The sequence below is a fragment of the Streptomyces sp. NPDC031132 genome, from assembly GCF_055570595.1.
On sequence record NZ_JBVIGX010000012.1, the window covers coordinates 130,679 to 143,247 of the forward strand.

11 protein-coding genes and 1 tRNA gene are annotated in these 12,569 nt (G+C 70.9%); 9 read left to right on the top strand and 3 right to left on the bottom strand.

Features of this window, described 5'->3' with window-relative positions:
• Nucleotides 1–32 precede the first annotated feature (32 nt).
• The 4 genes from ACZ49B_RS20060 to ACZ49B_RS20075 all read left to right on the top strand — a co-directional run bounded on the left by ACZ49B_RS20060 (nucleotide 33) and on the right by ACZ49B_RS20075 (nucleotide 5,125).
• On the top strand, nucleotides 33–3,296 hold the full coding sequence (locus tag ACZ49B_RS20060) for a bifunctional cytochrome P450/NADPH--P450 reductase (protein ID WP_468307547.1): 3,264 nt from the start codon (nucleotides 33–35) through the stop codon (nucleotides 3,294–3,296).
• Nucleotides 3,297–3,771: 475 nt separating this feature from the next.
• On the top strand, nucleotides 3,772–4,095 hold the full coding sequence (locus tag ACZ49B_RS20065) for a hypothetical protein (RefSeq protein ID WP_468307549.1): 324 nt from the start codon (nucleotides 3,772–3,774) through the stop codon (nucleotides 4,093–4,095).
• Between the two features lie 138 nt (nucleotides 4,096–4,233).
• Nucleotides 4,234–4,695, top strand: a complete 462-nt coding sequence (locus ACZ49B_RS20070; protein ID WP_468307551.1) for a MarR family winged helix-turn-helix transcriptional regulator — start codon at nucleotides 4,234–4,236, stop codon at nucleotides 4,693–4,695.
• 10 nt (nucleotides 4,696–4,705) lie between these two features.
• Nucleotides 4,706–5,125: a hypothetical protein gene (locus ACZ49B_RS20075; protein WP_468307554.1), complete on the top strand. Its 420-nt coding sequence runs from the start codon at nucleotides 4,706–4,708 to the stop codon at nucleotides 5,123–5,125.
• A gap of 413 nt (nucleotides 5,126–5,538) precedes the next feature.
• Here the strand turns inward: ACZ49B_RS20075 and ACZ49B_RS20080 are convergent, their stop codons facing one another.
• Nucleotides 5,539–7,032: a long-chain-fatty-acid--CoA ligase gene (locus tag ACZ49B_RS20080; RefSeq protein ID WP_468307557.1), complete on the bottom strand. Its 1,494-nt coding sequence runs from the start codon at nucleotides 7,030–7,032 to the stop codon at nucleotides 5,539–5,541.
• Nucleotides 7,033–7,255: 223 nt separating this feature from the next.
• Here ACZ49B_RS20080 and ACZ49B_RS20085 point away from each other — a divergent pair, with 223 nt between their 5' ends.
• From ACZ49B_RS20085 to ACZ49B_RS20105, 5 genes are all read left to right on the top strand, one after another.
• On the top strand, nucleotides 7,256–8,281 hold the full coding sequence (locus tag ACZ49B_RS20085) for an AraC family transcriptional regulator (RefSeq protein WP_468307559.1): 1,026 nt from the start codon (nucleotides 7,256–7,258) through the stop codon (nucleotides 8,279–8,281).
• Between the two features lie 345 nt (nucleotides 8,282–8,626).
• Nucleotides 8,627–9,685 (top strand): beta-keto acid cleavage family enzyme, encoded by a 1,059-nt coding sequence (locus tag ACZ49B_RS20090; RefSeq protein WP_468307561.1) that lies wholly within the window; start codon nucleotides 8,627–8,629, stop codon nucleotides 9,683–9,685.
• 69 nt (nucleotides 9,686–9,754) lie between these two features.
• Entirely contained in the window at nucleotides 9,755–10,726 is a 972-nt protein-coding gene (locus tag ACZ49B_RS20095) for a quinone oxidoreductase family protein (RefSeq protein ID WP_468307564.1), read from the top strand.
• A complete protein-coding gene (locus ACZ49B_RS20100; protein WP_468307566.1) occupies nucleotides 10,726–11,097 on the top strand; it encodes a hypothetical protein in 372 nt (123 codons plus the stop codon). Before ACZ49B_RS20095 ends, ACZ49B_RS20100 begins: the two co-directional genes overlap by 1 nt.
• Nucleotides 11,094–11,702 carry an RBBP9/YdeN family alpha/beta hydrolase gene (locus ACZ49B_RS20105; RefSeq protein ID WP_468307569.1) on the top strand — a complete coding sequence of 203 codons (609 nt, stop codon included), beginning with the start codon at nucleotides 11,094–11,096 and terminating at the stop codon, nucleotides 11,700–11,702. The genes ACZ49B_RS20100 and ACZ49B_RS20105 overlap by 4 nt, the downstream gene beginning before the upstream one ends.
• A gap of 160 nt (nucleotides 11,703–11,862) precedes the next feature.
• On the opposite strand, the gene ACZ49B_RS20110 is transcribed toward ACZ49B_RS20105, so the two are convergent.
• Together ACZ49B_RS20110 and ACZ49B_RS20115 are read right to left on the bottom strand one after the other, a co-directional pair.
• Nucleotides 11,863–11,939 (bottom strand) — tRNA-Met (locus ACZ49B_RS20110).
• A 111-nt stretch (nucleotides 11,940–12,050) separates the two neighbouring features.
• Entirely contained in the window at nucleotides 12,051–12,551 is a 501-nt protein-coding gene (locus ACZ49B_RS20115) for a hypothetical protein (RefSeq protein ID WP_468307572.1), read from the bottom strand.
• Between the last annotated feature and the right edge of the window lie 18 nt (nucleotides 12,552–12,569).

Genomic DNA, 12,569 nt, shown 5'->3' on the forward strand with positions numbered 1-12,569 from the left:
AGGCAATGACGTGACCAGAAGAGGCAGACGCCATGAGTGAATCGCACACCACCGGCACCGGACCCCTCGAAGACGACGCTGCGCACCCGCCGGTCGTCGACGTGAGCGACTCGGGGATGACGAGCACGCCCCTGCAGACGGCCATGGGGCACGCGCGCCGGCTCGGCCCGGTCTTCGTCCAGCGCTTCCACGACCGGGAGACCGTGTTCGTGAGCGCGGCGGCGCTGGTGGAAGAACTCTCCGACGAGCAGCGCTTCGTCAAGGGCATAGGCCCGGCGCTGGAGAACGTGCGCGAGGTCGCCGCCGACGGACTGTTCACCGCGTACAACGACGAGCCCAACTGGGCCAAGGCGCACGACATCCTGCTCCCGGCCTTCGCCCTCACCTCGATGCGCACCTACCACCCGCACATGCTGCGGGTCGCCAAGCGGCTCATCGGTTCTTGGGACGCGCGGTTCGCCGCGGGCGCCGACGTGTCGGCCCCGGTGGACGTCGCCGAGGACATGACCCGGATGACCCTGGACACCATCGGACTGTCCGGCTTCGGCTACGACTTCGCGTCGTTCGAGCGTGAACAGGCGCACCCGTTCGTGCAGGCACTCGTCCGGGCCCTCGCCCACAGCCAGGCCAAACTCGGCCGGGTGCCCGGCGCGGACCACACCGCCGAGGACGCGGCGTTCGCCGCGGACGCCGCCTACCTGGCCCGGGTCGTCGACGAGGTGATCGAGCAGCGCAAGGCCTCCGGGGACACCTCGACCGACGATCTGCTGGGCCTGATGCTGGGTTCCCCGCACCCCGGCTCCGGCGAGGTGCTCGACGAGGAGAACATCAGGAACCAGGTGATCACGTTCCTGATCGCGGGCCACGAGACGACTTCGGGCGCCCTTTCGTTCGCGCTGTACCACCTCCTGAAGAACCCGGCGGTGCTGCACCTGGCCCAGGCCGAGACCGACGCGCTGTGGGGCGAGGACCCGGACCCCGAGCCCGCCTTCGAGGACATCGGCAGGCTGCGCTACGTACGCCAGGTCCTGGGCGAGACGCTGCGGCTGTGGCCGACCGCCGCCGCGTTCGCACGTGAGGCGCGCGCCGACACCGTGATCGGCGGCCGCTACCCGGTCAAGGCCGGGCAGCGGATGCTGGTGCTGACGCCGATGCTGCACCGCGACCCGGTGTGGGGCGACAACGTGGAGGAGTTCGACCCGGACCGGTTCGCCGCCGAGGCGGAGGCGGCCCGTTCCCCCCACGCGTACAAGCCGTTCGGGACGGGAGAACGCGCCTGCATCGGGCGGCAGTTCGCCCTCCACGAGGCGACGATGCTGCTGGGCATGCTGGTGCACCGCTATCGCTTCATCGACCAGGGGCGTTACGAGCTGCGCATCAAGGAGACGCTCACGCTCAAGCCCGACGGGTTCACGCTGGCCCTGGGCCGGCGCACCCCGGCCGACCGGGCCCGCAACCGTGCGGCCCTCGGGGCGGTCCTCCCGGCCGGCCGGGGGGAAGACACGGAGGCGCCGGCCACGGGGGCCTCCCCCACCCGGGCCGTTCCCGGTACGACGCTGACGCTGCTGCACGGTTCCAACTTCGGCACGTGCCGCACGTACGCGGAAGACCTGGCCGAGATGGCAGCGGGCCTGGGCTTCGAGACCCGTGTCGCGCCACTCGACGACCACCGTGACGGCGGGCTGCCGACGGACGGGCCGCTGGTCGTCGTCGCCGCGTCGTACAACGGCCGGCCCACCGACGACGCGGCCGGATTCGTCTCCTGGCTGACGCAGGCGGGCCCCGGCGCCGCGGAAGGCGTGCACTATGCCGTCCTGGGCGTCGGGGACCGCAACTGGGCCGCCACCTACCAGCAGGTACCCGCGCTCATCGACGGCCGCCTCGCCTCGGCGGGTGCGGCCCGGCTGCTGGACCGTGCCGAGGCCGACGCCTCCGGGGACCTCGCGGGAGCGGTGCGCGGTTTCACCGCCGCCCTGCGCCGTACGCTGCTGGAGCGCTACGGCGACCCGGCGTCCGTGGCCCCCTCCCGGGAGTCCGAGTCGCCCGGCGGCCCGGCGTACGACGTCGTCGAGATCACGGGTGGGCCGCTCGACGCACTGGCCCGGCGACACGACCTCCGGCCGATGACGGTGACGCACACCGGGGACCTCGCCGACCTCGGCCACCCGGCGGGCAGGTCGAAGCGCTTCCTGCGCGTCAGGCTTCCCGAAGGGGTCCCCTACCGCACCGCCGACCACCTCGCCGTCCTCCCCGCCAACGACCCCGACCAGGTGGAGCGGGCAGCCCGGGTGCTGGGTGTCGACCTGGGCTCCGTGCTGAACATCCGGACCCGCCGGGCCGGCCGGGGCACCCTGCCGCTCGACCGCCCCGTCACCGTACGGGAACTGCTCGCCCGGTACGTCGAGCTCCAGGCCCCGGTGACGGCCGAGCAGGCGGCCGTCCTCGCGGCGCACCACCCGTGCCCGCCGGAGAAGGCCGCGCTGGAACGGATCGCGGCAGGGGCCGCGGGGGCCGACGGAGCCCGCCCGGGCAGCCTCCTGGACCTCCTCGAGGAGCACCCCGCGCTCCAGGGCCGGCTGCCGTGGCCCGTACTGCTGGAACTGCTGGAGCCGATGCGGCCCCGCCACTACTCCATCTCCTCGTCCCCGTCGGCAGGTCCGGAGCAGGCCGACCTGATGATCTCGCTCCTGGAAGCCCCCCACCGCTCCAGCCGGGACGGCGTGTTCCGCGGAGTGGGCTCTTCGTACCTGCACCGGGTACGTCCCGGGGACACGATCCTCGCCCGCGTACAGCCGTGCCGGGAGGCCTTCCGCATTCCGCATGACGAGCGGACGCCGGTCATCATGATCGGCGCGGGTACCGGCCTCGCGCCCTTCCGGGGGGCCATCGCCGACCGTCGCGCGCTGCGTGCGTCGGGAGCCGAGCTGGCTCCCGCGCTGTGCTACTTCGGCTGCGACCACCCGGATGTGGACTACCTCCACCGGGCGGAGCTGGAGGACGCCGACCGCGAGGGCGCCGTGTCCATGCGCCCCGCCTTCTCGCTGGCGCCCGAAGGCGAGGTCCGCTTCGTGCAGCACCGGATCGAGGCGGAGGGTGAGGAGGTCTGGCGGCTGACCGAGGCGGGCGCCCGCATCCACGTCTGCGGGGACGGCTCCCGCATGGCGCCGGGCGTCCGCGAGGCCTTCCGGCAGCTGTACGTCCGGTACAGCGGGAAGGACGGGTCGACGGCCTCGGAGTGGCTCCGGGGGCTGGTGGCGGACGGCCGCTACGTGGAGGACGTCTACGTGGGCGGCTGACGGGGCGGCTGCTGGAGCGGCGTCCACCGGGCGCTGTGCGGGCGCGGCGACCACCGGCAGGGTGTGCGCCGCGTCCCGACCCGGGGCGGCGGAGGAGGCCAGTCCGTCCACGAAGCGGGCAGTGGCGGCGTCGGCGATGCGCCCGTAGCCGTGCCGCCCATGCCGCGCCGTCACGCAGATCCCCGCGTCGAGGAGCCGGGTGAGGTGCCCGCCCGCCCGCGGTCCGGGCGCGTCCCTCCAGGTGTACACGGGCCGGCCCGGCGCGGCCTGCGCTTCCCCGCGTGCTACGAACGCGGGGGAAGCGCAGGCGACCGCCCCCGACGAGTGACTACCGGGTGGGCCGGTGTGTCAAGCCCCGACTTTCCGTGCCGTGACCGCAGGCCCTGTGTGGGGCGCAATGGAGTCACAGCCAACGCCGCCAGGTGGGCAACCCGTCCCTCCGAACTCCACGACCTCTCCTGAGGAGCCGTTCCCCATGACCGCCACCCGGACCCGACGTGTCGCCCCCCTGCTCATCGCCGCCCTCCTGGCCGGCGGAGCCGTCTCGCTCTCCTCCACCGCTTTCGCCGCTCCCACCACGACAACCGCAAGCATCACCACCGACACCGACGCCGACAGCCCGCGCACCGTCAAGTACCTCACCAGGAAGCCCAGGACCGTGAAGAAGCTGGTCCGTACGGTCGAGAAGTCCGGCGTCGGGATCACCGATCCGGCTTCCGCAAACGTCAACGTCGACGAGAGCACGTGGGGAGCCTCCTACCGCACGCCGTGCGCGGAGCTGGATTGCCTGAAAAACTGATCAGGATGGCACGGTCTGCCACGCGCCACGAGGGGAGCGCCACGATCGTCCGCGGCACGAAGCGGTACAGGACGCGGCCCGCGGCCCGCGGCATAGTGTTGTCTTGACAACATTTGTCGCGACATGCAAGCTGGAAAGGTGACAGCTTCCAGTAGTGGCCTGCGTGATCATCTCGGTTACTGGCTCCGCCGGCTCTCCGACGAGGTCCACGGCCGCTTCGAACGAGAACTCGCCGAGCACGGCGTGACCGTCTCCCAGTGGGCGGTCCTCATCACCGTGCATCGCGGTGACGCCGCCACCACCCGAGAGGTGGCCAGATATCTGGACATCGATGCCGGCGCGGTCTCCCGTCTCGTCGACCGTCTGGCAGCCAAGGGGCTGATGACCCGCGAGCCGGACCCCACATCCCGCAGGACGCTGCGACTGACACTCACCGACGCCGGCCGCGACCTGACCCCCCGACTGGCCGAGATCGCCGACCACAACGATGCCCACTTCTTCGGCGGCCTCGACGCGGCCCAGCGCCACCAGCTGGAGGAGTGGATGCGCCGCCTGCTCGGTGAAGCCCACCCCCATCCCACTCCGCCCCCAACCCCCTGAAGGCGCCACCATGAGCACCACCCCCGCCACCGCCCGCTCGGTCACCAAGACCGTCACCATCGAGCGTCCCGTCGCCGACGTCTTCGCCTTCCTCGCCGACGCGGCCAACTGGCCGGCCTGGGCGATCGTCAACGTCAACGCGATCGAGCCCACCGACGAGCCGGACTGGTGGCTCATGACCACCCCACACGGACCCGCCAGACTCCGCATCCGCGGCAACGCCGAACTGGGCGTCCTCGACCACGACTACGTCGAGAAGCAGGCATCCTGGCAGGTCCCCGCCCGTGTCGTCGCGAACGGCACCGGCGCCGAATTCATGATCACCTTCTTCCAGCCGCCAGCCTTCACCGACGCCTTCTTCGACGAGCAGACCGCCCTCGTCGACACCGAACTCGCCACCCTCAAGCGCATCCTCGAAACCGGCGCCTGAGCCCGGCCCGACTTCGACCTGCATCAGCTCAACGGTCTGGGGGCTGGAGCGTGAACGCGTTCCGCGACATCCGCGAGGGGTGCCGGCCTTTCGAGGGATGTGGCTCAGGCTAGGTGGACCTCGCGGGCCAGGGTGATGAAGCGGCCTGTCTTCTCGTCGACGTCGGGAAGGTCAGGTTGGTCTGAACGCAGCGCGTCGAGGACGGCGTCCATGGCGATGTCGCGGTCGTGGAGAGCTCCGAGGTAGCGGGCGCATGCGTCGAGGCCCCTGCCTGAGCACGGCCGTTGACGATCGCGGTGGTCCTGCCTGGCCCGCGGCGTCTGGTGCCGCACCTCGCCGCGTTGTCGGGGCTTTGAACCGAGTGGGCGTCCGGGCCCTGGTCCGGAAGGTTGTGGAGCACGTGCTGCGCCTCCTCAGGAGGGCGTGACGACGATCTCGCGCTTGAGGATCTTCCCCGTGGGGCCCTTGGGGAGTTCGGCCGTGAAGGTGACGATCCGCGGGTACTTGTACGCCGCCACCCGCTCCTTGACGTACGTTCGGATCTCCTCGGCCGTCGCGTCGGCGCCCTCGCGCAGGGCGATCACCGCGGCGACCTCCTCCCCGTGCACCTCGTGCGGCACGCCGACCACTGCGGCCTCGGCCACGGCGGGGTGCTCGTACAGGACTTCCTCGACCTCCCGCGGGTACACGTTGTAGCCGGCACGGATGATCAGGTCCTTCTTGCGGTCGACGATGAAGTAGAACCCCTCCTCGTCGACGCGGGCCAGGTCGCCGGTGTGGAACCAACCGTCGTGTACGGCCTCCGCGGTCTCCTTCGGGCGGTTGAAGTAGCCGTTCATCACGTTCTCGCCGCGGATCGCGATCTCGCCGACCTCGCCCGGGCCTGCCTCGGAGCCGTCGTCGGCGACGAGCTTCATCTCGACCCCGCGGATCGGAACCCCGATGGAGCCGGCCTTGCGCGGGCGGTCCGGGTGGTTGAAGGAGGCCACCGGCGACGTCTCGGAGAGGCCGTAGCCCTCCAGCACCGTGGCGTCGAAGCGCCGCTCGAATCCTTGCAGCACCTCGACGGGAATCGCGGCACCGCCCGAGACGGCGAGGCGCAGCCGGGAGGCGTCGAAGCCGTCGGGGAGTTCGGCGTGGAGGAGCGCCGAGTACATCGTGGGTACGCCGAGGAACACGGTGACCCCGTCACGGTGCATGACCTCCAGCGCCCTCTGCGGATCGAACCGCGGCAGCAGGGTCAGCGTCGCCCCCGCGGCCACGGACGCGTTGAGGGCACAGGTCTGCCCGAACGCGTGGAACAGCGGCAGGCCGCCGAACAGGGTGTCGTCGGGGCCGACTTGGATCAGGGTCTCGGCGGTGGTCGCCGTGTTCGAGACCAGGTTGCCGTGCGTCAGCTCGGCTCCCTTGGGCGTGCCGGTGGTGCCCGAGGTGTAGAGGATCAGCGCAGGGTCCCCGTCCTCCCGGTCGACGATGCCGGACAGCGGTTCGGCGGCCGTGAGCAGGTCGTGGAACGCCGGGGGCTCCATCACCAGGCACTCGGTCCCCAGCTCGGCGGCGGCGCTCGCGACCTCCTGCGCGAACAGCGGGAACGCCACTGCGAGGCGGGCCCCGGAGTCACGCAGGACGTACGCCACCTCCCGGGACTTGAGCAGGGGGTTCATCGGCACGACCACACCCCCGGCCCGCAGGATCCCGTAATAGACGACCGGGAACAGCGGCACGTTGGGCACGGTCATCGCCACGCGGTCACCCGGCCGCACGCCGCGGCCCTGCAGCACCGCGGCGAACCTGGCACTCGCGTCGTCCAGTTCGGCGTAGGTGAGGAGGGTGTCGTCGTGGCGTACGGCGACCTGGTGGCGGCGGGCCGCCGCGGAGTTCACCAGAAATGCGGCGAGGTTGGTCATGCCGGCAGTCTCCCTTTCCTTCTGTTGGTCTCATCCGTTGTAGGCGTCCTCGAACTCCGGGCAGGCGCGTGCACTCCCGTCCGGACGCCAGTGCTCCGGGGGCTCCGTACACCGTTCGCCGGAAGGCCGCGCTGAGGGGATGCTAGGGCGGGCACGGTCCCGATGCTTGACGTGCGGGGACGAGAAACTTAACTTCTGGGGACCGAACACCTGGAGCATTCCGATGAGGCCCCTCGTCCGCACCGCAGCGCTGAACGGCTACGTCGAGCTGAGCCGCTCCCTCGGCGTCGACCCGCGCGCGCTGATGAAGAGCGTGGGTCTGGACACCGCGGACCTCGCCGTCCAGGACCGGTGGATCTCCGGCCCGGCCGCCGTCCGCCTCCTGGAGCTCTCCGCGGCCTGCTCGCACCACGACGACTTCGGCTTGCGCATGGCCGAGCTGCGCCGCTTCTCCAACCTCGGCCCCATCAGCCTGGTCGTCCGCGAGGAACCCGACGTACGCAGTGCGCTGGCGCTGCTGCTGCGCCACGAGCACATGTACAACGAGCTCCTGCACACGCGCCTGTCCGAGGGGAACGGCCTGGCCACCATCAAGGTGGACCTCAGGGTCGGCGAGGCGGTGCCGGCCCGACAGGCCACGGAACTGGTTGTGGGTGCCTTCTCCCGCATCCTGCGAGGATTCCTCGACACGCGGTGGCAGCCCCTCTCGGTGTGGTTCACCCACGGCCCTCCGGCGGACTCCCGCAGGCACCGCAGCCTGTTCGGCCCCGGGATCGAGTTCGACCGCGAGTTCAACGGCATCGTCTTCTACGCCGACGACCTCGACGCCCCCAACGCCATGGCGGACCCGCAGCTCCGGAACTACGCCCGGCAGTACTTCGACGCCATCGCCGCCACTCCCAGGGACACCTCGGTGGCGGACCGGGTGCGCGAACTCATCGAGGCCCTGCTGCCCACCGGCCGATGCTCGATCGAACAGGTCGCCCGCAGCCTCGGCGTCGACCGGCGCACCGTCCACCGTCATCTTGCCCACTCGGGAGAGACGTTCTCCTCGCTGCTCAACGCCACGCGGATGCGGCTCGCGGAGCAGTTCGTGGCCCATCCCCGCCGCTCGCTGACGGAGATCTCCGACCTCCTGGGCTTCTCCTCCCTGAGCGCGTTCTCCCGGTGGTTCCACGAACAGTTCGGGTGCAGTCCGAGGCAGTGGCGCAAGGAAAGGGGCCAGGAGCAGCACGGGGGCCTGGGCTGACGCCCAGGGCAGCACGCAGCGCGAAAGGCGCCTCGACCGCCGCTCACGCTTGTCCCCGAACGACTCCTGTCCCCAAATGACAAGTCGCCCGTCACCACGGGTCAAGCAGCCGTACCCACCCGGTCCTACCTTGGCTGCACCGCTCAAGGCGGTCGGCTGCCGGAGGTGAGACGGGCCGTTCCCCTACGGCTCGCTCGCCTCCGGACCAGCCGAACACACCCGGGCCCCCGCGCCCGATGTTCTCCCCGACCCGCCCCCGCGCCGGTCCCTGCCGTCCAGAAGCTCCGACTCCGCAGGTACCGACTGCCAGGGCCGGTGATCACCCGTACGCGAAGGAGAAGGACCGTGCATTTTCACGACGACTCGCTCTTCCCCGAGAACCAGGAGAAGCTCGTCATCCAGGCCGCCCCGTACGGGCCGGAGTGGCTGCCCGGCGACGCCGACGACCTGCCCCTGACCATGGACGAGCACGTCCAGGCGGCCGTCGACTGCTACGACGCCGGCGCCACGGTGCTCCACATCCACGTGCGCGAACTCGACGGCAAGGGCTCCAAGCGGATGTCCATGTTCAACGAGCTGATGGGCCGACTGCGCGAGGCAGTGCCGGACATGGTCCTGCAGATCGGCGGCTCGATCTCCTTCGCCCCCGAGGGCGAGGGCGGCGACGCCAAGTGGCTCTCCTACGACACCCGGCACCTCTTGGCCGACCTCACGCCGGCGCCGGACCAGGTGACCATCGCGATCAACACCAGCCAGATGAACATCGTCGAGATCATGACCGACGAGGACCTGGAGGGCACCTCGATCGCGAAGCCGGAGTACTACCGGGCCTACCGGGACATGGTCGTCGAGGCCGGTCCCGAGTTCTACCTCGAGCACCTGAAGCGCCTGCACGCGAACGGCGTCCAGCCGCACTTCCAGCTCGCCACCATCGCCCAGCTCGAGACCGTCGAGCGGCTCATCCGCGCCGGCATGTACACCGGCCCCCTGGTCCTCAACTACGTCGCGATCGGCGGCGGTTTCGCCGGGCGGCACCCCTCCGACCTGATCGAGTTCATCCGCCGCGTACCGGACGGCGCGGTCCTCACCATCGAGAGCTCCATGCGCGCCGTGGCGCCGATGAACGCGATCGCCATCGCCCTCGGCGTGCACGTCCGCGTGGGCAACGAGGACAACCTGTGGCGGCGCAAGGGCGAGCGGATGTCCTCCGTCGAGCAGGTCGAGCAGATGGTCCGGATCGCGAACACCCTCGGACGCGACATCGCGACCGGCCCGGAGGCCAAGAAGATCTACAAGATCGGCGAGTACTACCCCGACGCCGACGAGACCATCGACCGGCTCGGCATGGTCCCGAACCGCAGGCCCGGGCAGCGCGGCTTCATGCTGCGCGACCTCAAGAGCTGACCTGCCCCGGCCCCCGTCGCCGCGCCCGCCGCGCACGAGCCCCCACACACGAGCAATCGGAGCAACCCCGTGCCCCACGCCGTCCGCTTCTACGAAACCGGTGGACCCGACGTCCTGACCTGGGAAAGGGCCACCGTCGGTGACCCGGGTCCGGGCGAAGTGCGCCTCCGGCACGTCGCCGTCGGCCTCAATTTCGCCGACACGTACTTCCGTACGGGTCTCTACCCGGTCCGGCTGCCCGACGGCATCGGCGTCGAGGCCTCAGGAGTGGTCGAGGCCGTCGGCGAGGGCGTCACCCACGTCGCCGAAGGCGATCGTGTCACCTACACCGGCAGCCCGCTGGGGGCGTACAGCACGGAGCGGGTCATGCCCGCCTCGCACCTGATCAAGCTGCCGGACGAGATCGGCTTCGAGACCGCCGCCGCCATGACCATGCGCGGCCTCACCTCGGCGTATCTGATGCGCCGGATCCACCCCTTGAAGGCCGGTGACACCGTACTGCTCCACGCGGCGGCGGGCGGTGTCGGCCTGATCGTCAGCCAGTGGGCCAGGCTCCTCGGCGTCACCGTGATCGGAACGGTGTCCAGCGAGGAGAAGGCGGAGCTCGCACGCGCACACGGCTGCGAGCACATCATCCACTACCGGCGCGAGGACGTGGCCGAGCGGGTGCGCGAACTGACCGACGGCGCCGGTGTGCCGGTCGTCTTCGACAGTGTCGGCAAGGACACCTTCGCCGGCTCGCTGGCTTCGCTGTCGCGCCGCGGACTGCTGGTCTGCTTCGGCACGGCCTCCGGTCCGGTGCCACCGATCAACGCCATGCAGCTCGCCGTGAACGGTTCGCTCTTCGTCACCCGTCCGGCGCTGGCCGACTACATCGCCGAACCGGCGGAGCGCGACGCCCTTGCAGGTGAACTGTTCGGTCACGTCGCCTCCGGACGCATCACGATCGAGATCTCGCCTCGGACCGGTTCAGCCGGCGCGACCCGATGCGCGAGTGGTCCGTCGCCATCTGCTGCAGCGTGGGCTCCCTCGTACTGCTGATGACCGCGTTCCGCCTGCCCGCCGGCCCGGTGCAGCTGCTGGTGCTGGCGCTGGGAGCCCTGCTGTGCGCGGGTACGGCCGGGCCCGGAGCCGCCATGGTGGCGAACCTGACTCCCGCGGCCGTTGCCGCGACGGCATTCGCCACGCTCACACTGGCCCAGAGCCTGCTCGGACTGGCCCCCGGCCCCGCCGTCACCGGCATGCTCGCGGACCGGCTCGGTCTGCTCGGCGCGCTCCGACTCGTCCCGCTCGCGGCGATCGCGGCCACCGCGGCCTTCCTGATCGGCCGCCGCCGGTACGCACACGATCTCGACCGCCTCACCGCGCCCGCCGCGACGGCGGAGGCCGAGGAACCGGAGGCGTCTTCATGACCGGGACCAGGGCGGCGACGATCGTGATCGTTCCCGGCATGCGGGAACACGTCCAGGACCACTGGCAGACCGTTCTGGCCAAGCGGCTCGGCGATGCGGGCCGCACCGTCCGCACCGTTCCCCCGCTGGTGCACAACCGGCTCAGCCGCGACGCCCACGTCGCCAACGTGGTCGAGGTGATGGTGCAGGCCACCGGGCCCGTGATCATCGTCGCCCACAGTGCGGGCGTCATGACCACGGTGCAGTGGGCCCAGTGGCACGACGCGGACGTCCGGGGCGCCCTGCTGGCCACTCCCCCGGATTTCGGGACGCCGCTGCCGGACGGCTACCCCTCCCCCGACGAGCTGGCGATGCACGGCTGGACACCGGTGCCCCGGAAACCGCTGCCCTTCCCCAGCATCGTCGCGGCCAGCTCGAACGATCCCTTGGGATCCGCCGGGCGCGTCGCCGCACCCGCGCGGGAATGGGGGAGCCGCCTGGTGGAACTCGGCCCCGTCGGACACCTCAACCCCGCCTCCGGACACGGTCCGTGGCCCCGCGCCGAGGAACTCGTGGAGGCACTCGAACGCGGCTGGTGCCCCACGGCTCCGCGGCCCCCCTCGTAGCCCGCAGCACTCCCGCACACCGCGCCGCGCCCGGCAACTGCACCACGAGGTACCGGACTTCGCGGCCGCTCTACGGCGGATGGGCTGGGGCCGGCGACTCCCTCACCTACGCCCACATGCTTCCGGCCCCCTCGGCGTGATGCCGAGGGGGCCGGTGCGTTGGTAGCGGGGACAGGATTTGAACCTGCGACCTCTGGGTTATGAGCCCAGCGAGCTACCGAGCTGCTCCACCCCGCGTCGATGAGCCCCAGACTACGTCACGCAGCGCCTCACCCGTTACACAGCCCCAGTTTCACCCAGTAGCGCCACGTCCTTCCCCCGGGGACGGAACCACGCGATAGGCCCGGCTCAGCGCCCACTTTCCGTCATCGAGGGCTTCTTCTTGAGCTGAGTACGTTGGACCGTGGCGAGAGCGCCCGTGGCCACGGCGCCGATGGACAGGACGGCGACGAGTGGATTGACATAGCCCGGTACGCCCGCGGAGTAGCTGCCGCCCTCGTCGATGCGGCACAGCAGGCGCAAGGGGACGAAGTCCCCCTCGAACGCGTCCACGCGCGCCACTTTCTGCGGCCCGCCCGCTTCCAGGCAGGCATCGAACTGGCGTGTCTCGTCCAGGAACAAGAGGTGCAGGCATCCCCACAGGTAGAAGGCGAGAGCTCCGCACCCGCAGACCAGGGCCACGTCCCGCCACTGGCCCCAGGCCGTGCCGGCCCGGTTGCCGCGCCGGGTGGTTGCGACGACGAGGTACCCGCCGCAAACGGCGAGGGCGATGAAGCCGAACAGGATGACAAAGAGCAGGATTCCGGGGTCATGCCCCGAGGCCGATCCCGAGACCGCCGTCAACACCATCGATCCTCGCACTCCGCG

What these genes read in the sequence shown, in the direction of transcription:
- ACZ49B_RS20065 (WP_468307549.1), top strand. Translation starts at nt 3,772, where the DNA reads ATGACCGCCACCCGGACCCGACGTGTCGCCCCCCTGCTCATCGCCGCC.
- ACZ49B_RS20115 (WP_468307572.1), bottom strand. Translation starts at nt 12,551, where the DNA reads ATGGTGTTGACGGCGGTCTCGGGATCGGCCTCGGGGCATGACCCCGGA.
- ACZ49B_RS20100 (WP_468307566.1), top strand. Translation starts at nt 10,726, where the DNA reads ATGACCGCGTTCCGCCTGCCCGCCGGCCCGGTGCAGCTGCTGGTGCTG.
- ACZ49B_RS20085 (WP_468307559.1), top strand. Translation starts at nt 7,256, where the DNA reads ATGAGGCCCCTCGTCCGCACCGCAGCGCTGAACGGCTACGTCGAGCTG.
- ACZ49B_RS20075 (WP_468307554.1), top strand. Translation starts at nt 4,706, where the DNA reads ATGAGCACCACCCCCGCCACCGCCCGCTCGGTCACCAAGACCGTCACC.
- ACZ49B_RS20080 (WP_468307557.1), bottom strand. Translation starts at nt 7,032, where the DNA reads ATGACCAACCTCGCCGCATTTCTGGTGAACTCCGCGGCGGCCCGCCGC.
- ACZ49B_RS20060 (WP_468307547.1), top strand. Translation starts at nt 33, where the DNA reads ATGAGTGAATCGCACACCACCGGCACCGGACCCCTCGAAGACGACGCT.
- ACZ49B_RS20105 (WP_468307569.1), top strand. Translation starts at nt 11,094, where the DNA reads ATGACCGGGACCAGGGCGGCGACGATCGTGATCGTTCCCGGCATGCGG.